This window comes from Acinetobacter sp. 25-47-130 (genome assembly GCF_056779705.1).
On sequence record NZ_JBWYII010000011.1, the window covers coordinates 86,733 to 106,454 of the forward strand.

The 19,722-nt window shown below is 38.5% G+C and carries 22 protein-coding genes; 4 read left to right on the plus strand and 18 right to left on the minus strand.

The genetic code is table 11. From position 1 onward, the window contains the following. The first annotated feature begins 55 nt into the window (after positions 1 to 55). Complete coding sequence (locus AC1M83_RS12320; protein WP_092768640.1) at positions 56 to 520, plus strand: winged helix-turn-helix transcriptional regulator; 465 nt, start codon at positions 56 to 58, stop codon at positions 518 to 520. 52 nt (positions 521 to 572) lie between these two features. Here AC1M83_RS12320 and AC1M83_RS12325 read toward each other — a convergent pair whose 3' ends face one another. Continuing rightward, the gene (locus tag AC1M83_RS12325) at positions 573 to 1,220 is read right to left on the minus strand and encodes an HAD-IA family hydrolase (RefSeq protein ID WP_481590792.1); all 648 of its coding nucleotides are present in this window, start codon (positions 1,218 to 1,220) and stop codon (positions 573 to 575) included. A gap of 83 nt (positions 1,221 to 1,303) precedes the next feature. Here AC1M83_RS12325 and AC1M83_RS12330 point away from each other — a divergent pair, with 83 nt between their 5' ends. Beyond that, positions 1,304 to 2,071, plus strand: coding sequence for a hydroxymethylpyrimidine/phosphomethylpyrimidine kinase (locus tag AC1M83_RS12330; protein ID WP_481590793.1), 768 nt, complete (start codon positions 1,304 to 1,306; stop codon positions 2,069 to 2,071). A 33-nt stretch (positions 2,072 to 2,104) separates the two neighbouring features. Here the strand turns inward: AC1M83_RS12330 and AC1M83_RS12335 are convergent, their stop codons facing one another. The 5 genes from AC1M83_RS12335 to rpe all read right to left on the minus strand — a co-directional run bounded on the left by AC1M83_RS12335 (position 2,105) and on the right by rpe (position 5,320). After that, entirely contained in the window at positions 2,105 to 2,773 is a 669-nt protein-coding gene (locus AC1M83_RS12335; RefSeq protein ID WP_481590794.1) for a nuclease-related domain-containing protein, read from the minus strand. A 36-nt stretch (positions 2,774 to 2,809) separates the two neighbouring features. Beyond that, entirely contained in the window at positions 2,810 to 3,298 is a 489-nt protein-coding gene (locus AC1M83_RS12340; protein ID WP_180028722.1) for a methylated-DNA--[protein]-cysteine S-methyltransferase, read from the minus strand. 31 nt (positions 3,299 to 3,329) lie between these two features. Continuing rightward, on the minus strand, positions 3,330 to 3,647 hold the full coding sequence (gene sugE, locus AC1M83_RS12345; RefSeq protein ID WP_180000188.1) for a quaternary ammonium compound efflux SMR transporter SugE: 318 nt from the start codon (positions 3,645 to 3,647) through the stop codon (positions 3,330 to 3,332). Between the two features lie 54 nt (positions 3,648 to 3,701). After that, positions 3,702 to 4,019: a DMT family transporter gene (locus tag AC1M83_RS12350; protein ID WP_481588038.1), complete on the minus strand. Its 318-nt coding sequence runs from the start codon at positions 4,017 to 4,019 to the stop codon at positions 3,702 to 3,704. A gap of 614 nt (positions 4,020 to 4,633) precedes the next feature. Continuing rightward, positions 4,634 to 5,320: a ribulose-phosphate 3-epimerase gene (gene rpe, locus AC1M83_RS12355; RefSeq protein ID WP_035268285.1), complete on the minus strand. Its 687-nt coding sequence runs from the start codon at positions 5,318 to 5,320 to the stop codon at positions 4,634 to 4,636. Positions 5,321 to 5,549: 229 nt separating this feature from the next. On the opposite strand from rpe, the gene AC1M83_RS12360 reads away from it, so the two are divergent. Next, positions 5,550 to 5,840 carry a DUF2218 domain-containing protein gene (locus tag AC1M83_RS12360; protein WP_481590795.1) on the plus strand — a complete coding sequence of 97 codons (291 nt, stop codon included), beginning with the start codon at positions 5,550 to 5,552 and terminating at the stop codon, positions 5,838 to 5,840. A gap of 29 nt (positions 5,841 to 5,869) precedes the next feature. On the opposite strand, the gene AC1M83_RS12365 is transcribed toward AC1M83_RS12360, so the two are convergent. From AC1M83_RS12365 to AC1M83_RS12405, 9 genes are all read right to left on the minus strand, one after another. Next, on the minus strand, positions 5,870 to 6,895 hold the full coding sequence (locus AC1M83_RS12365) for a M48 family metallopeptidase (RefSeq protein ID WP_481590796.1): 1,026 nt from the start codon (positions 6,893 to 6,895) through the stop codon (positions 5,870 to 5,872). An 11-nt stretch (positions 6,896 to 6,906) separates the two neighbouring features. Next, a complete protein-coding gene (locus tag AC1M83_RS12370) occupies positions 6,907 to 7,917 on the minus strand; it encodes a YjgN family protein (RefSeq protein ID WP_257219954.1) in 1,011 nt (336 codons plus the stop codon). A gap of 219 nt (positions 7,918 to 8,136) precedes the next feature. Continuing rightward, positions 8,137 to 8,973, minus strand: a complete 837-nt coding sequence (fghA, locus tag AC1M83_RS12375; RefSeq protein WP_481590797.1) for an S-formylglutathione hydrolase — start codon at positions 8,971 to 8,973, stop codon at positions 8,137 to 8,139. Between the two features lie 32 nt (positions 8,974 to 9,005). Further along, on the minus strand, positions 9,006 to 10,430 hold the full coding sequence (locus AC1M83_RS12380) for a C13 family peptidase (protein WP_180028728.1): 1,425 nt from the start codon (positions 10,428 to 10,430) through the stop codon (positions 9,006 to 9,008). 119 nt (positions 10,431 to 10,549) lie between these two features. Beyond that, positions 10,550 to 11,368 carry a class I SAM-dependent methyltransferase gene (locus AC1M83_RS12385; RefSeq protein WP_481590798.1) on the minus strand — a complete coding sequence of 273 codons (819 nt, stop codon included), beginning with the start codon at positions 11,366 to 11,368 and terminating at the stop codon, positions 10,550 to 10,552. Further along, positions 11,362 to 12,186, minus strand: coding sequence for an undecaprenyl-diphosphate phosphatase (locus AC1M83_RS12390; protein WP_035268259.1), 825 nt, complete (start codon positions 12,184 to 12,186; stop codon positions 11,362 to 11,364). The genes AC1M83_RS12385 and AC1M83_RS12390 overlap by 7 nt, the downstream gene beginning before the upstream one ends. A 12-nt stretch (positions 12,187 to 12,198) precedes the next feature. Beyond that, positions 12,199 to 12,864, minus strand: a complete 666-nt coding sequence (gene tsaB, locus AC1M83_RS12395) for a tRNA (adenosine(37)-N6)-threonylcarbamoyltransferase complex dimerization subunit type 1 TsaB (RefSeq protein ID WP_481590799.1) — start codon at positions 12,862 to 12,864, stop codon at positions 12,199 to 12,201. 122 nt (positions 12,865 to 12,986) lie between these two features. Next, complete coding sequence (locus AC1M83_RS12400) at positions 12,987 to 13,517, minus strand: gamma carbonic anhydrase family protein (protein WP_481590800.1); 531 nt, start codon at positions 13,515 to 13,517, stop codon at positions 12,987 to 12,989. 27 nt (positions 13,518 to 13,544) lie between these two features. Further along, positions 13,545 to 14,159: a CoA pyrophosphatase gene (locus AC1M83_RS12405; RefSeq protein WP_035268255.1), complete on the minus strand. Its 615-nt coding sequence runs from the start codon at positions 14,157 to 14,159 to the stop codon at positions 13,545 to 13,547. Positions 14,160 to 14,289: 130 nt separating this feature from the next. Between AC1M83_RS12405 and AC1M83_RS12410 the strand changes: the two genes are divergently transcribed. Beyond that, positions 14,290 to 14,838 (plus strand): NUDIX hydrolase, encoded by a 549-nt coding sequence (locus AC1M83_RS12410; protein ID WP_035268253.1) that lies wholly within the window; start codon positions 14,290 to 14,292, stop codon positions 14,836 to 14,838. Between the two features lie 34 nt (positions 14,839 to 14,872). Here the strand turns inward: AC1M83_RS12410 and filF are convergent, their stop codons facing one another. From filF to filD, 3 genes are read right to left on the minus strand one after another with little or no spacing between them, the layout of a single operon-like run. Continuing rightward, positions 14,873 to 16,780: a putative pilus system protein FilF gene (gene filF / locus AC1M83_RS12415; protein WP_481590801.1), complete on the minus strand. Its 1,908-nt coding sequence runs from the start codon at positions 16,778 to 16,780 to the stop codon at positions 14,873 to 14,875. Between the two features lie 12 nt (positions 16,781 to 16,792). Next, entirely contained in the window at positions 16,793 to 18,049 is a 1,257-nt protein-coding gene (filE, locus tag AC1M83_RS12420) for a putative pilus assembly protein FilE (protein ID WP_481590802.1), read from the minus strand. Beyond that, positions 18,049 to 19,716, minus strand: a complete 1,668-nt coding sequence (gene filD / locus AC1M83_RS12425; protein WP_481590803.1) for a putative pilus system OmpP1/FadL family transporter FilD — start codon at positions 19,714 to 19,716, stop codon at positions 18,049 to 18,051. The genes filE and filD overlap by 1 nt, the downstream gene beginning before the upstream one ends. Positions 19,717 to 19,722: the final 6 nt, after the last annotated feature.

Below are 19,722 nucleotides of genomic sequence, written 5' to 3' on the forward strand. Positions count from 1 at the left end.
TTTAGGTAATTTAAGGGTTTTATCCTGAAAAAATTAAAAAATAAGGAAATTATTCATGCGGAAATTAGATCGCACTGATCGTATGATTTTAGATATTCTGCAAAAGGACGGTCGTATTGCCATTAGTGAACTGGCTGCAAAAGTAAATCTTTCTACAACCCCATGCTCGGAAAGAGTGAAAAGACTAGAACGAGATGGCATTATTATGGGCTATTACGCCCGCTTAAATCCGGAGTTATTGGAGCGTAATTTACTCGTCTTTCTAGAAATTAAATTATCGGCGAAATCTGGAGATGTTTTTGATCAAGTCGCCAAGAATTTAGTTGAGATACCTGAGGTATTAGAGTGTCATTTAATTTCAGGTGAATTCGATTACTTGGTGAAAGCGAGACTAAAAGAAATGAGTGCTTATCGCCAACTACTGGGTGACCTGCTTAAAATGCTTCCGTCCTCAGCATCCTCCCATAGTTACATCGTGATGGAAGAGGTCAAAGAATCCTTATATTTAGATTTAAGCTAAGCTGCGAAGAGCAATCTCGTGAATTGCTCTTTAGCTCGAATGTCGGTTTAGATTAATCAACATAATTTAAAATTTGATGGAAAGCTTGAATTCTGGCTTTGGGTGCAGCAGCGGCTAACTCTGCATCACTGCCATAACCGTATTCCACCGCAATCGTTTCAATTCCATTTTTTCGAGCACCGATAATGTCATGCTCTCGGTCCCCTACCATCAAACAGGTTTCAGGCTTAATTTTTTCTTGCTCTAAAATATATGCAATAAGTTCAGCTTTATTGGTGCGGTCACCATTTAACTCACTGCCATAGGCATAATCAAAATACGGTGTAAGATTGAAATGTTCAAGAATTTTCTGAGCATACACTTCAGGCTTTGCAGTAGCTAAAAACAATCTGTAACCTTTATTCTTAAGTGTTGCCAATGTCTCTGTTACATCTTCAAATAATAAATTTTCAAATAAACCTTTTACAGCAAAGCGTTCACGATAACCAAGTAAAGCCTGTTCCGCCAAATCATCATTCACATCAACCTTCAAAATTTTGGCCAACGAGGCTTTTAAAGGTGGTCCAATAATCCAATCAATATTCTCATCCTCCGCGATAAGATGACCTACTTTTTCTAAACCATAACGTGCAGAAGTCGTAATACCCACTTTAGGATCAGTTAGCGTTCCATCTAAATCAATGAGAATATTTTTAATCATGCTGTACCTTTTTTAGAAATGCTATCGAGACTTCTCAGAAACTTGCCTATACTACTCCAAATTGATCGATGAAGGACATTGTTGTGCGCCCTACTGTATTGTGCTTTTCTGGTTTAGATCCATCTGGTGGTGCTGGCTTACAAGCAGATATTGAAGCGATCGGCCAAAGTGGTGCTCATGCAGCAATCGCATGTACAGCGTTAACCATTCAAAACTCTCAACAAGTTTTTGGATTTGAAGCAACCTCAAAAGGTTTACTGCTGGCTCAAGCGAATGCTGTAGTGAATGATCTTCCTATCAAAGTAGTGAAATCTGGCATGCTCGGCACTACCGACAATATCGCCGCTTTGGCAGAATTCCTAAGAGCACATCCTGATTTCCAATACGTACTCGATCCAGTTTTGGTTGCCAATAGTGGTGGCTCATTAGGAAATCAAGCAACATTGGTCAAGGCTTTTGTTGAATTGATTCCTCTTGCTACGATTCTTACACCAAATACCGTTGAACTTCGTGCATTAACAGGCTGTGAAGATTTAGATCAAGCTACACAGAAGTTATTTGAAATGGGTGCTAAAGCTGTATTAGTCAAAGGTGGTCACGAAGACACACCGACTTATATTAGAAATGCACTCTACATCAACGGTGATATGGTCTCTGAAACAAAATGTCCTCGTCTTGAAGGTGAGTATCATGGTTCAGGCTGTTCTCTTGCTAGTTTTATTGCAGGGAGGTTGGCACAAGGTGATCAAATTAAAAATGCAGTTCACCATGCGGAAACATGGCTATTTGGTGTATTAAAACGTGCTGAAATCCCAGTTGAAGGTGGCCAAAGAATTCCAAAACGCTTCTAAATAAAAAGCCCACTGACTGTGGGCTTTTTTTTATTAATCTTTTAGTCTTTCTTTGACTGATCGGATATGTTCTCTATTGGTTTTCCACGATTTTTGAAGCGCTGCTTTTTCAATACGATATTTAATTCTCTGTAGTCTACGATCATCGATCACTTTCATTTTATAGCTTTTAACTTCTTCAATCCAACTTTTACCCCAATGAACATGTACAGGAATTGGTGTTTTAAACTCACAATTAGGCACGAAAACTATTAACCCATGTATCGACAGATTTGAATCGATTAAATCTTTTAATAATCCCTCTAAAACCTTTATATGCTTGTAGTTTTGGTGCAATGGATTTTGAAATTTATGGCTAGATTTATAAATTTTTTGAGTCCACATTTTTTGATGTGATGAGCCAAAAATCCAACCTTTATAGTGTTTGCTCTCAATCACAAATATTCCATAAGGACTCAATAAAATATGGTCAATCTGTGTGGTCTGATTGTCCTGATCCAAAAATGTTAGATCATTCAGTAAAATATAGTCCTCATTCAAAAATTTTTTTGCATGATATTGGACAATGTATTCACCCAATTTTCCTTTGATATAAGGTACAAACATTTTGAATACAGGGATGATTGCTAGAATTAAGATCAACCACCATAACTGCGATATGAGATTAAAAACAATTGTAATTATAGGATTTTCATTAGACATAATTTTTGTATTTCATATGTTTATGCTGTTATAACATCACCACTTATCATCTTCAAGCTGCAGCAGCTTAAGCTTATTTTCCACACCTCCTGAAAATCCGACCAGCTTGCCATTGACACCTATTACACGATGACAAGGTACAATGATCGCGATAGGATTTTTCCCATTGGCCAACCCGACCGCTCGAACCGCTTTTACATTCCCAACATCCTCAGCAATTTGCTTATACGTTCTAGACTCTCCAAAAGGAATTTTTAACAGCGCATTCCATACCGAGCGTTGGAATTCTGTCCCATAAAGTTCTATGGGCAAATCAAATACCTGACGTTGTTTTAAAAAATATTCGCGAAGCTGTGTTTCGGCAATGCATAAAATCTCGTGATCATCCCGCTGAATTACGATTTGATTTCGGATAAACTGAGGAAGTGCATTCTCCCAAGCGACAACAATCAATGCTCGATCATGAGCAACCAATTGAAGTTCACCGACAGGTGTCATTATTTTTTTTAAATAAAATTGAGTCATTTTTTAATCGCCTGAAAGTTGAATCATCTAACTATGTTGATGATAACTTCATCAAGACCAAACCCGAAATAATCAATACTGCAGCGATCATTCTCATTGCATTTGCAGGTTCTCCAAGAATAAAAATCCCAACCACAAATGAACCTACAGCGCCTATGCCTGTCCATACGGTATAAGCTGTCCCGAGTGGCAAAGTTTTCATCGCATGGGAAAGTAAAGCAAAACTTGCGATCATGAAAACGATCGTCAAAATACTGGGTGTCAATTTGGTGAATCCATCTGAAACTTTCATAAAATAGGCCCAGACCACTTCCAACAACCCTGCAACAATCAAGACTAACCAAGCCAAAATAAACCCTCTCTCAATTAAAAAAAGCAGCGTATGGATACGCTGCCTTAAATCTTACGCTGATGCTAATTTCATCATGACTAAACCTGAAATAATCAGAATAGCCGCAATCATCCGCATTGCTGTCGCAGGCTCACCCAGAATAAAAATGCCGACTAAAAAAGACCCTACTGCACCAATCCCCGTCCAAATCGTATAGGCAGTTCCCAGAGGGAATGTTTTCATGGCATGTGCCAACAACCCAAAACTGAGAACCATAAAAAATAGAGTAATTGCAGTGGGTGTGAATTTAGTAAATCCTTCAGACATTTTCATACTATATGCCCAAACGATCTCAAATAAACCCGCGAGAATAAGAATAAACCAAGCCATGATGCCTGCTCCCAATTAAAATAATTTAAGAGTCAGGCCGTCCTGACGATTTTTCTCATAGAAATGAGGGAGGTCGTTCCTCCAAATGATGGTTGAATTATATCAACACACGCACAAAATAGGCGCAATTTTACAATTTTTGACCCAAAATACACCTACAAAAAATAGGTCATTATTGGACTAGCTTTTCTAGATTATTTCTGCATTTTTAGGCTATTGCATTGCGAAGGCGATCGCTATTGTCAGATGGAAGAATAAATCCGCACCAAATTAGAATACTTCACTGCACTATAGAAAATCACTGGTCTAGGATGTTTAAATTTAAATTGATTTTTTATCTCGCTCTTTTAAGACTTATTCACGAAGATAAGCCAAATAATGAGCAACGAAAATTTCTCCCCCAAACAATTCAACAGAAAGGATAAGAAGATCCATTTTTTGTAAAAAAGGACTCAAATGAGTCCTTTTTATACATTTATTGTCTAATAAACAAACCATTGAACTAAATATGATTATAATCTAATCAAATTATCCAGACTGTTATCAACACAGATATCCACCAAGTTATCCATAAACTTATCCACAGATGTGTGTAGTGTTATACATGTTTCGGATCAAACGTTAATTGAACCTACTTTCGCCAACTCTGCACGCATTTCATCAATTACAGCTTTATAATCTGGCTTTCCGAAAATGGCAGAACCAGCCACAAACATATCAGCACCAGCTTCAGCGATTTCACGAATATTTGCTGGACCAACACCACCATCAACTTCTAAGCGAATATCTTTACCAGATGCATCAATAATTTTGCGTGCTTCACGAAGCTTATCTAGTGTCTTTGGGATAAATTTTTGTCCACCGAAGCCAGGGTTGACGCTCATTAATAAGACTTGATCCACTTTATCCAGTACATAATCAAGGTAATGTAAAGGCGTTGCAGGGTTAAAAACTAAACCTGCTTTAGCACCACCAGCTTTAATCAGCTGCAATGAACGGTCGATATGGTCTGATGCTTCTGGATGAAAAGTGATGATATCTGCACCCGCTTCTAAGAAATCTCCGATCATACGATCGACTGGTTTCACCATAAGATGAACGTCAATTGGGGCCTGAATACCATATTTTTTAAGTGCCTTACATACACCAGCACCAAAAGTTAAATTTGGTACATAATGATTGTCCATTACATCGAAATGGACCACATCTGCACCTGCTTCAAGTACGTTTTCGACTTCTTCACCTAAGCGAGCGAAATCAGCAGATAAAATCGATGGAGCAATTAAGAATGGCTTGGACATGTCAGGACCTGGCGGGAAATTAGAATTCAAAAGATGATTATAGCAAAACTTCGTTTATTCATTCCTTCGAAATTACTGCTATTTAAATTTCAACTCAAAATGCAAATCGTTGATAAAAAAATCTTCAAGGACGGAATATGACTTATGCAAAGCTATGTTGCATATTCGGAACAACCTTATGGTGAGATGAATGTTAAGATACAATAAATTTCAAGCATTACGGTAAATAATGAAAACAACCACAACGATAGACAGCTCCGAAGCATTCCGTATCGCTAAACGATTAAGCAATCATTGGAAACATAAATTTGATGTCGCCAATACCGATGACCAATATCAAATTTTTATGCCAAAAGTGACAGTTGAATTATCAATACAACCTGATCAACTTCATGTCAGTATTGTGAATAAAGAAGAAATATCTTTAGAAGAATTAATACGACTAGAAAATGTCGTGCTTGATCATATCAATCGCATGGTTCAAGCTGACTATCAAGTTATATGGTCTAGAGAAAGTTAAAGAAAAACCGACATAAAGTCGGCTTTTCATTATTGTTGCTGTTTAAATTCAGTAACACGGCGAATTCGTTCTTCAGTGGCAGGATGACTTGCAAAGAGATCAAGAATTTTTGATTGATCTTCGTCTTCTCCCATATCATCACTCATACGTTTTAAAAAGTTTGCAAAATGCACTGTATCCATTTCATGTTTATGCATGAGTTCTAGCGCATACTGATCTGATTCTAACTCAAACTTCCGTGAATATCCTGCACCAATCATGGCAACTGGCAAAGTCGCAATTAAATCCGATCCATCACCAGTGATAGCAATATAAAGTACGCTGAATCCTAGGCTCGAAAGACCTTGTTGTAAGCTGTGACGTTTTAATAAATGTGCTTGTTCATGTGCCAAAACGCCGATAATTTCCTGATCATTCTTGGCGAGCTTCACTAATTCATCAGTGAGATAAATTGTATTGTTTGGCAATGCGAGCGCATTGGCTCCAAGCGAGACACCTTCCCTAAATTTCAACTGAGCGGGACGACCATCAGCAACATATTTCAGATAATCCGCAAGAATCTGATCCTGTCTTTGCTGTGATAACTGGGAAGGTTTAGTGTATTCGGCTAAATAAACTTCTGCCTGACCACCCAAACGATTCAACGTTTTTTCTGGCAGCTGGAAAGCAACAATATGAGATGCCGTCGGTATTCCCCATTTAATGACGGAGAAACCAAGTGCGACCACGAAAATAACACTAAAAATAATCAACGATGGTGTACGTTCAAGTTTCCATACTTTTTGATGAAAATTTTTATGCTCAACAGGCAACCATTCAGGAAGCTGACGCTCATGAAATTCAATTCTAGCGTCATGTGTTAACTCTAATGCTGGATTACGTCGACCAATTTTACCAAGCAATACCATTTCATCTGCATGATAGTAGACTGTTTTCACTTCGCCTTTATCTGTATAACTGACAGCGATACTGTCTTGATTAGCAGGGCGAATCTGTGCTGTAAAAGGCTTAGAAAGAACACCATCATAATATGTCACTGTGAGAGGTTGATTCATTGAATTAACTCCTAAAGTGAAATATCAATATCAAAAATATCACTAATTTCTTCCGCGATGGCACTATGATCACTTTGCGCAATATTCATCATCAGGTTTGGATCATCATTTAATTCTAAGCTCATCGATTCAACTTGGTATCGATAAATGCGAATAGCAGCCCATGCTGACAATAATCCTAAACTTAAGATTCTAGCGATCCAATTACTCGCAACAATCCATGCATAGCGCCATTGATTACAACTGGTCTTAAACTGACTGCTGTTGAGTGTTGTGCTATTCCACGTAGTAATAAAAATTCGTGCCTGTATTAACGGACCAATAAACAACATTCCAATCGCATAAACGGCAAAGATCATCATCAGCATCATATCCATTCCATGACCACTGAGTATTGATAATGTCGAACCACCAAATCCGATGAGCATAAGAATCAATACAAAGAGAATCATGGGAACATATACTGCTCGCATATAACTAGGCCAGTCATTGTTTAATTGAAATTTGAGTTGTCCAACGTACAAATGATTAAGCGTATATTTTTTATAAATCCAAATTGCGACAGGGCTAAATATACCTAATGTAAAAATGGTGATAGCAAGCGCAATTAAAAATTGTTTATAGGCTTCTTTATTCGTGCCAGAAAAATAAAAACGGCTGTTCCCAAATTTACTGTTGCGCGCATTAAATCGAATTGTGGCACGTACCAACCATGGAAGAGCAATATAAATAATCAGTCCACCAAATGCTGCTATCGTCATATCCATATATGAGGCAATCGCAAATATTGCCCAAATGCCAATGGCTATCAGTCGACCAATCAAAATTTTAGTCGGTAAACCAGTAAAATCAAAAAAGCGATGAAAAAATTCGGTATTGTTATAAAAATATCTTAAACGACGTACTTTCGCCCATGGCGCATATAGGCTCAATGTCGCAATCGTCAACAGAATGTTGACGATCCATATGCCAAAGTACTCCATCGCATTGCCATGAAATTTAAATTTAAATACTTTCCCCATATAAATCGGTCGATTTTCATCTGCATCAGATAATGGAAATGGATCGTTGATCAATGGTAAGGGTGCTTGTTCAGCGGAGTGTTCTGATGAATTCATTATTATTTTCTCTGATTATAAAAAATGACATCCCGAGAGATGTCATCATTCAACATGGTTTAAATGTGATATCGCACACATTATAACGAACTTAAGTATGAATATCTTAAAATTCAAATGAGATTAATTTTGCAATTGTAAAGCATGGAATTGCAGATGATCATCAATAAAACTTTGGATAAAGAAGTATCCATGATCATAACCCTCGTGCTCACGCAATGTGAGCTTTTGCCCTACGGCTTTACATGATTCAGCAAATAGTGCTGGATGAAGTTGAGCATAAAACTGATCTGCAACACCCTGATCAATTAAAACTTCGTGATATAGAGCACCCTTAGCTTTCACGAGCTCATTCGCATCATGTGCTTTCCATAACTCACGATCTTCTCCGAGGTAAGCTGAAAATGCCTTTTCACCCCATGGGCAAATTGAGGGCGCACAAATCGGTGCAAATGCTGAGACTGACTTGAATAAGTCTGGATACTTCCAAGCAAGCGTGAGTGTACCGTGCCCTCCCATGCTGTGACCAAAAATACCAATCCCATCATCCTGTACAGGAAACGATGTAAGAACTAGAGGATACAGCTCCTGTATAAGATACGACTCCATCTGATAATGCTCAGCCCAAGGTGCTTGAGTTGCGTTTAAATAGAATCCAGCCCCTTGCCCTATATCCCAAGAATCCCCGACCGCCACGTCGTCACCACGAGGCGATGTATCTGGAGTAATCAAGATAATTCCCAATTGTGCAGCTAAACGTTGTGCATGTGCTTTGATAACAAAAGTTTCTTCAGTACAAGTCAAACCTGCAAGATAGTACAACGCAATACATTTTTGACCTTCTAATGCCTGTGAAGGTAAAAATACAGAAAATTTAGTGGGATTTTTCAAAAACTTTGAATTGATCTGATAAACTCTTTGTTCACCATCAAAACATTTATTCTTTTGAACCAATTCCATTGCACTGCCTCACACATTTAATTTTTAAAACATCATCGCATATTCGTAAACTGAGCACTATCACTCTGGTGTTCACTACTTACGGTTGATAATCCAACCTGAGGAAATAATCTCTTTTCAAGTTGCGGCAACATAATTTCCATATTCTTACCAATGACCCATTGTGGCTCTGATGGCATAAACCCTTGTGCATTTTCCCAATGTGCAATATTAACTGATGCATCTTCAAAGGCTTCACGTAAACTATTTTTTTCACGCATCGCTAAATCAAAGAAAGCACGTCCAAAATAAGTCGAGTCTGCATCATTTGAACAACCAAAAGACTCTCGATCTGCTGCAGCTGCAGTAATGACTAATGTATCTGGTGATTGCAACGCTGGAATAAAACTACCAGAGAAACATGATGAAATCACAATGACTCTCCATCTGATCCCTGATTTATCAAGCGTTTGGCGCAACCATTTTGGATCTATGTCTTCCAAATCAATTGGCGTATTTTCCATTTGAAATTGGTTACTCAATCCATGGGAAGTCATATAAAGAAACAGGACATCACTTTCACGATTCATCTGAGCGCCAATACGTTGCAATGCCAAATCAATACTGGTCTTTGACGCAATTGGATATTCTTCGCGAGTCGCAGGATTATTAATTAACGCAATTGAACGACCAAAGGTTCCGAAACGCGTATCAAATTGATCTTTAAATCTTTGAATTTCCAATTTGAATACATCTTGATAACTTGCACCAGCTACGCCCATAAAATACCAATGCGAGTTCGCAAACTCTCCAAATTGGATCTGTTCAAGCGCCTGATTTAATAATCTGCTTTGCGCGTAAAATGATTGTTCTGAAATACTTGGAGGCGCCTCATCTACCTTCCAAATTGGTTGACTTTGTGACGAAATCTGCCACACAAAAAGTGTAAAAAACGTGGCGATCATGATGAGCAGTCGCTCCCACCAAGGCCATTTTAATTCACGCGAAAAAACCCAAACAACAGCTAAACTTTGCCAAACAAACAATAAAGAAAATATGTGCTGCAAATGATCAACAAGGAAATTAGGTTGATAGTCAAAGTTATTAAAATAATATTGGATAAGACACTGAATCAAAACAATATGTGTGTCTAGTACTAACCAAAGTAATGCTGGCACCAACATCAAACGTGGATTATTAGTACGCTGTGAAAGGAAAATCCCAACAATTAAAGCAATAAATGGCCAGAGCGCATAACTTACTAATCCTTGAGAATTAAATTCTCCAGCACCATTCGATAACAACCAGCTAAATAAAGAGCTCGCTGAACCTCCAAGAATTCCCCAAAAAATAAGTTGAAGAATTGATGGCCTTACAATCTGAAGTGATTTCCTTGAACCTAAAAATAACCAAATCCCTGCAAGCTGGTTACTTTTTAAATCATGCCAAAAGTTAATTGAAGGTTTAAGGTCTATCATAAGATTACTGTGTAGGTGCTTGGATCAGCTTTTTTTAAGTTTATGCTCGGTTAAATAATTATCAATGCTACTTTTAACTATATAACAATTTTTCGATTATTTTTGAGTCATTTACCAAACTACTCAGAAACAATCGTTTGAAAATAGGCATCAAATCGACATGCATCACCTAACCATTGATGATTAGGTTTTTGTGCATTGAGATAAATAGCATGCCTTGGTCGCTTTACAATAACTCGCTTAGCAACGCTTTGAGCCAATGCCAACAATTCATCACCTAAATCCATCTCTCCATCTTCTGGTAACAGAAGATGTAACAGCTGCATTTGTTTTTTAACTTGCGCTTGTTTTTTAATGGCATTTTGATTTTGATCGCGCTGTGGAAACATTGGATCTAAATATACTACATCGGCATCGACGTGTTGGTTTGCACATTGCTTAAGATAATCAGCAGAATCTGAAAAAACCAGCTGAATACGCGCAACAATACTCTTTAAAAATGGGTCAAGACTCGCTTGTTGATGAGTAGATTCTAACAAAGTATATAAAATTGGATGTCGTTCAACTAATGTGACATTTGCCCCTAAATGTGCCATCAGTAAACTGTCATGCCCAAGCCCTGCGGTGGCATCAATGAGCTGGGGTTTTTCAGATAACTGGCATGCCCTCGCAATCATTTCAGATTTCAAGCTAGCACGTTTTAAGCGACCGACTTCGGCTTTCCAATCAGGTTGCATACGCATGCCCTGTGCGCACAGCCACAACCCATCTTGATCAACACAAAGCGCAAGTTCAGGATGATGTCTGAAAAATCGAGCATTCAATTTTTCAACCTCTTCGATTGTTGACTGCACCCCACGAGAAGAAAGCACAGCATTAAAATGCTGTGCTTTCTCAAGAAAATCTCGTTCAGCAAATAAGCGTATTTCGCTTACCATAATTTCCAACCTGTAAATGCAAAGAGAAGGATCACTAAACCTGAAGCAATTCGATACCAAGCAAAAATCATAAAATCACGTTTTGCGACATAGGCAACCAAAGCTCGAATGAGTAATAAAGCTGAGACAAATGAAACAATCAACCCAGTTGTCAACACTGCCCAATCTTCAGCAGTCTGGAACACATCATAGCTTTGATATAAATCTAATAATCCAGCACCAATAATGACTGGAATTCCAAGAAAGAATGAAAATTCGGTCGCTGCTTTGCGGGAAACGCCTAAAAACATTGCCCCGATGATCGTAGCACCAGAACGTGATGTACCTGGGATCAAAGAGAGCACTTGAATTAAACCAATCCAAATTGCATCTTTATAACTGAGCTCTTCAACTTCTTTGACACGTATTCTTGGGGGATTTTTTTCTACCCAAATGATAATTAAACCACCCACAATCAGGCCAATTGCAATCGCGTAGTTATTAAATAATAGCTCTTTTACTGTTTGCCCAAAGGTCAAACCTATTGCAACAATTGGGATTGAAGCCAAGATTAAACCAAATCCGAGTCTTCTACCTTGTGCTTCGCCAGTGACCATACCCGTTGCAGCACCCCATAAGCGCGACCAATATTCATAAATAACCGCTGCGATTGCCCCCATTTGAATGGCAATCACAAAGACATCACTTTTTTCCTTGGTCCAGAAATTCATGAGTTCAGCGGCTAAAATTAAATGGCCTGTACTAGAAATGGGTAAAAACTCAGTAATACCTTCAACGATACCCATAATTGCCGCTTTAAGCAGCAGTAAAAGATCCATAGAAATTCCTAATTATGCTTTGCCTTGTTCTGGAATTTTTTTCCACGCATTGTCACGTAAATAAACGGGTAGTGCGAGATCGGCACTGAGCCATTGTTCTTTTAAAGCATGTTCACGTGCAATCGTCGCTATATCCTCAGCAGTTGCTTGGACATTTGAATAATCATTTAATTCGGGATGAATACATTTTGTTCCCGAACCAATCATTTGATACTTTTGATAGGCTGCAGCATTTTCATAATTTAATAACTGCTCTTCATCTACCAACTGCATTAAACCTTGAGCATTTAACTGAAAACTTGCGATGTAGACCTCACTCATTCTTGCATCAAGTACAGCCGTAACTTCTGTCAGTTGATACATTCGATAAGCAGCCTGTGCCAGAGCTTGAAGGGATGAAACAGGAATCACAGGCACGTCATGTGACCATGCAAGCGCCTGAGTGACCGCTGCATTAATACGCACACCGCTGAATGAGCCAGGACCACGACTAAAAGCGATCGCATCCAAATCTGAAACGTGTACTTCAGCTTGCTGAAAAGCTGCTTCAATCATTGGGAGGATAGATTGGGTCTGCGCTTTTGCACGATCATCTAGTTGATAAAAAAGTACTTGATTCTCATCAATTAACGAAACTGAGCACTGCTCATTGGCAGTTTCTAATGCAAGCAATTTCATGCATGCCCCTATAAATCGTTAAAAATGGTGCTAATCATACTCCACTCGAATTATTCCTGCGAGAGCAGATCTGTTCAGATTTAGTGATTATTGAACGCTGGTATCAATCTCAACACTTATATTTAAAATTCAAATTTTTCAAGCTGAGTGAAATTTTTGAAATGATGCGCATAATGCATCGCACTCATTTTGAGTTTAGCTTCTGCAAACTCATCTAATGTTTTTATTACTTTGCCAGGAGAGCCCATCACCAATGAATTATCTGGGATGATTTTACCTTCTGGAATCAACGCATTCGCGCCAATAATGCAATTTTTACCGATTACAGCATTATTTAATATGACGGCGTTGATACCAATCAAACTATTATCTCCAATCGTACAACCATGTAACATTGCTTGATGACCAATGGTGACATATTGCCCAACATTCAATTCAATGCCCGGATCAGTGTGTAAGACGGCATTTTCTTGAATATTACTGAAATCACCAATACAAATTTTGCAGTTATCCCCGCGTATTACCGCACCAAACCAAACACTCACCTCTTGTCCAAGTTCAACATCGCCAATCACAGTGGCATTTTCTGCAATCCATCCATTCCATGGTTGAATCGTCGTTGAAGGGGTTTTGTCTTGAAATTTGTACATCATATGCAGCAATCCTATGCATTTAATATTTTAATGTTGTTTGAAAATTGAAGATTTAAAACTTGGGGAATTGAGCAAAAAGGGCCAGTTTTTTTTATAATTTAAGCCATACTGAAACAACGAAATCAGGATCCTTGCTGTAAGACCCCATATCACCTCATTCTCAACTCTTAAACTTGGAAAATAGATTGATTGCTTAGCCAATCGAACTTCATAAGGTGTTGGGCGAGCATCCATCATTTCGCGGATTGAAGCAAAAAAAATACGATCAATTTCTGTAGGTTGTGGGACAAGCTTCACATTAGGCGGTATCAATCCAACCACAGGTTTTACTAAAACACCCGCTTTCGAGCGCTCTGAAGGCAGATCACCTAGCAACTTTACATCGAACGGATTCAAAGCCGTTTCTTCCCACGCTTCTCGGAGTGCAACAACAATATTACTGGTGTCGTTCGGATCTCTTTTTCCTCCTGGGAATGACACTTCACCCGCATGATTATTCATATAAATAGAGCGACGCGTCAGCAGAATTTTAGGATCATCTTCATTGGTGATTGCAAGTAATACTGCAGCATCAGCTTTTTGAATGCGTTTAGAAAACCTAAGGTGTTGTTGCAGTTGCAATGTTAATGAATGATCCATCATCTTGAATAGCTCGATCTCTCTTTTTTATTCTCATCCCATCATATATGAAATTTTGTGCATAAGGCTATAAATGATGCGAAAGTTATTTTTTTGGGGTATGCTGAATCATCTCATTTTTACTTGACAGCATATGCCTTTTTGCACGGCCTGTGGGCAACCGACGACCGAACAGATTCCTTTAGGTGATCATAAAGTACGCCAAGTCTGTACGCATTGTAAAACCATTCACTATGTGAATCCAAAGGTCATTTGTGGAGCCTTAGCGATTTGGGAAGATAAAGTACTCTTATGTCGTAGAGCGATTGAGCCGCGCTATGGTCTTTGGACGCTACCAGCAGGATATATGGAACTCTTCGAGACAATGGAGCAAGGTGCAGCTCGTGAAACTCGTGAAGAAGCTGAAGCTGAAGTGGAAATTGAGCAATTGTACTGTATGTACAATATCCCTCGTATTGGTCAAATTTACGTATTATTTAAATCTCACCTTGTTGAAGGTAAATTTGGAGCTGGTGAAGAAACCATCGAAAGTCGTTTATTTGAAGAACACGAGATTCCATGGGATAGTTTAGCTTTCCCAAGTGTTGAACGAACGCTTCGTCATTATTTTGAAGACCGAAAATCGAATCATTTTCCTACACACTTAGAGACCTTAGGTACTCGACTTGATCAAACAGGTTAAAAAAACTCCATCTCATAAGATGAAGTTTTTTTGGTTAAGCTTTTCGACCTATTTGATAACAAGGTGTTAAAGCAATTTCAATTGTTCCTGTTCTAAGCTTTGCTAGATTAAGTTGTTCAGTCGTTGGTTTATTCTCTGGAATCGAATTGTACGTGTGTTGGTATGTCGCATGCGTATTCACCCATTCAGCTGCGGCTGTAGAGCCCTTATTATCCCAACTCGTGATATTAATACCCGCTCTTATGTCATTATTTACGATTAAGTTTTGTAAATTTAAACGTACGCCTCCAGATGACACAAGTTCACTATTAGAATCGACTCCAAAGTCTGGTCTGTTATTTAGTCCAGCTCTGACCCCATTTAGGTTCCCAAAAATTGGATTCGCTAGAATCATACGTATTGTCAGAGATTTATCATTTGCAGTTGAATATGTTGTGCCTGTCGTACCAATAATGAATTGTTGAACATCCAATTCATCGGTCATGGTTGAAGTATTCTTAATGCTTGGACAAGTGGTAGATTTTAAACTCGATGCAGTACGATTGGTTCGTATATCTCCATTTTCATCAATGACAATACTCACTGTTTGTGATGGAATCGTTTTATCATTAAAGTTAAACACTAAATCTGCGTATAATGGGAAAATAATTTGATCCCCAGCTTCAACATTTTTACGTGTTTTGAACACTTTACGATCTAAATAGCTCACTGGACTGTATTTTAGAATATCAAGCTTACCTGTATAGCGCTCAGAATTGACATCTTGACGCCACTCCCCATATACCTCAGTGCTTGTAGGTGTATCCTTGCTGCCTAAGAATCCTTGATAAGCATACTGATTACCAGGAATAATGGATTGACCAAACAGAGTTCCTTTATAGATTTCTAATTTGTCATTTGAAGATTCAATACTTTTAAAAACTAAAGGTTTTTGTATTTTTTGTGAGATATTATTCAACCAATCTTTTGAATTAGAAACGACATCTAATTTTTCAGGTGGTACTTGATTGATTAATAATACTCGTGCTAACTCTTCTGAAGTATTACTACCCGTAACAATTGGTTTCCCTCTCCACTGTGAGAGATAACCACTCGCATAACCTTCGCGCGTAGTAATTACGCTCATATCAGCAATTGCTTGATTATTGTTTAGGCTTGAGCCGTGAAACCCTGCGAAATTAGTATTTTGTCCAATAAAGAGTAAGTGATTGGCCTGATAAATACCCACACTTCTCATTCTAATGATCTGTTGTGCTACTTTTTCCGCATCATCAATTGATACCTTATCGACATCTAACCATGGTTTCAGGATCTGAACATAACTGCCATTTTTGAACTCATTGGCCGTTATATTTTGGCTGATCACTTGAAGCCCATCCAAATTGTCTTTTGACAGCACAACTTGCTGTATATCACCAGGCACATTACTGATTTGATCTACACCTAATGTTTGCAAAATTCGTGTAATTCCGACCATTGCATTATAGGTAGGATCGGACATATTAAAATTTTCAATTGGCTTACCAGTTAGCCCTTGAGCCATATCTTGCACACCAATCTGAATATAAACATCGCTCATTTTCTTAGGCACAATTGAACCTAGATCGACCGTCCCTAACTCAATTTTTCGAGCACTGGCTTCACCCTGAATATAAAATGTAACTTTGTCTCCCACTTTGCATGAACCAATCGCAACATTAGGATCGAGTTCAGTTCGATAGTGATTCAATTTGTCAGTACTACAATCGAACTTTAGTCCCTCTACAGGATAGTCCAAGACAAATCCCAGACAATTAGCATCATTTGAGGTTAAACAACCATTAGAGGTTGTAACGGAACCACGGTTAGGATCTTCATTTATTTTAGCACTCTCTCCACCACATCCAGTCAATGCTAAAAAAAGCGTGGAAAACGTGAATGGGATAATATTAGACTTTTTCATTATAGTTCTCTTTTATTTGATGGCCTTGAGCTTTAGCTGACCAGTATTCACGAGTTTTTGATTTTGAATATCAATTGATTTGACTAAAGGGGTGAGTAATAAATATCGTGTTTGAGGTGGTTTTTTTAATATACCTTCGAGTGCAGAGTATGTCGTGACGTTGGCTTGAGTATTTATACTTTTAAAACCAGTCGCTCCCTCTAAAATGCAACCTTGCTGATCCAAAAATACTGCAATCGGCCAATAAAAAGTTGGGTTATTTTGAGATGAAGCAAATGATTGAATTTGAATCTGATCAATTGATTCATCTAACTCCACCACCTCGTAAGCAAAACGTTCTTTCAATGGCGCAACTGGCCATAAACCAATTTCACCTTGAGCACCCTTCAAACGCTTAGCTTTCTGAATTTTTTTATCTTCAAAACATGTATGTTCCAAAGATTCTGCAAGATCTTTTGCTTCAATACGCATGTACGTACTCGATAAAGCCATTGCTTCTTTCGCTGTAGGCTCTGTCGGCCGTAGGAACTGAGATAAAACGGCTTTGGTAATCCCTTTTTGTCGCTCAATCGTTTCAAAACGAGCTGCACCTACACCCTGCGTATCAGGAACTACATAAAACCGTTTTCTACCTTCCAGATTAAACTCATGATCCTCAAGATATTCATGATAAATGTATTCAACACCATCAATCACAGTTACAGGACTTCCTGTTTCAGCTTTCAGTGAACCACCTGCGTTTTTGCTATCTGAAATCTGCTCAACACGTTGAAGGCTTTCTTTAGCATTTTGATCGTGTGTAGATTTATTTTTTGTTAATGACTGCTCATGTTTCGTATTGACTTTAGTCTGTGCAAGATCAATTTTCGTCATTTGATCTTGAGTCTTTTTTTCAACACTCACTGTTGATTGTTCAACATTGTCATTTTGACTGCGCCCAACTGATTTGCTCGCTGTAGGAGCTTTAATATTCGGCTGAGCGATTTCAACATGTATTTTTTTAGGCTCATCTGCTGGTTTTTTTTGAATGAATTTTGGCTGAATATTTTCTCTTTGAATTGATTTTCGATTTTTAATAGATTCGTTTTTTTGAGCACTAGATGCAGCTCTTTCGATGACAATCGGTCTGCCATCTGGACCTATAATTGTGTAAAAGTCTTGGGCATACAATGTAGGACTTACTAAAAAAGAACCTGCACATATAACACAACCGAGAGACTGGCTCACTCTTGTTTTTATTTGTTTAAATTGCTCAAGATTTAAGTCCATTACCATCTCGTTCTATAATTTATACCTAAAATCGTAACTTTGGTATTCGTCGATACATTTAAGCCAGCATATGGATTAAGTAATAAATTATCCACGGCGTCTAGATTGGCTAGGCTACTTGATCCCGCTGGAATTCTATCGCGGCTACGAAGGAACCCGACTGATAAATCAATATCTGTATCTTCATCAAAACGGTAACCAATACCCAATCCAAACAATTGTGCATTATTGATCGGTACCATTGTATTCCGCTTTCCATCTGGGATCGCACTTGTTCTAGGTTCATAACCAGCACGGAATTTCAAACGGTCATTGGCAGAATATTCAACGCCAACGCCCCAACTCCATGGAGATTGAAAACCTAGAGGCAGAGATAAAGATGAGTCTGTTACATCATTAGATAACAGTTTTGCAATTTTCAGAGCAGAAATTTGACGATCGAACTCAAATTTAAACTTATCCCAAGCCGCATAGTCAGTCCATCCCACATCGAAATTTACCTGTAAGTCCGGGAATACTTTGTACTTAATCCCTGCTTGGAAATGTGCTGGATATTCTAAATCCATAGACATTAGACCAGTTTCAATCGCAGGTACATAGTTCGGAAAACCAAGTATTGTTGCCAAAACTTGCCCCGTAGGTGAGGAGTTTAGTCCTTTGATTAATTCTCGGGATGCGTTTCCATTTTCTACAATATATTTACCCTTTAAGCGCATTTTAGCACCGCTTTGGTAAACTAGCCCCAAACCAAACTCTTCAGTAGGTTCCCACAAGACACCTAGGTTGTAGCTTGGAGATAAACTCTGCTCCAGTTCAACATTGATCTTTCCAAAGGTTGAAAATGGATTCATGCCCTCATTGGTATTACATAAGCCGAATAGCAAAATATTCGTGACAATATTGTCATTTCCTCCACGGAAAGGGGCACAGACAGACTCATCCACCATCCTAAGAAGACCTATCATTTCATTTGGAAATCGCAAATCTGTTTTCATGGCAATGGCTTGATAAGACATTCCCACTGAAGCACCAATCGAAAGATCATCATTTACTTGATAAGCAATCGATGGCGATAAATATGTAATACGCTCCATGGCAACTTGCTGCCCCATGAAGTTACCCGGATTGCCATCTTCTGCACCGAAACCTGCAACCAGAGGTGCATAAACTGCAGTAGCGAAAGTAAACTTAGATCCTGGTGGATTGTAGGAGATCCCTCCAGTTGGAGCTGCTACTGGCCATCCTTCTCCTAAATCCACCATTTTTTTCAATACAGGAATATATAAGGATGCGTACTCGACATCACCTCTCACAGAATCCTTAAAATCAGTACAGAGGTTTGATGGATTATCAAGCGCATCATTACAGATTAATGGATCATCAGAATATCCAAAGACGTCATAACCTGATGGCGCGGAAAATTCACGCTGAATATCAAAATTAGCAACTAAGCCTTGAACGTCGGTTTGTAACCCTTTGAGTTTGGTTAAACCCGCAGGGTTAAAGTGAATTGCACTAATCCCGGGTGGATCTGCAGTGACAGCATTACCCATTGATAATGAGCGTACATCTACAGATAAATTCTGCCCAAGGTGTGCAAAGACTTGCGTACTACATCCACTCAGAACAATTGCTGTAACTAAAGGATGCAAACGGAATTGACTCATTTCCGA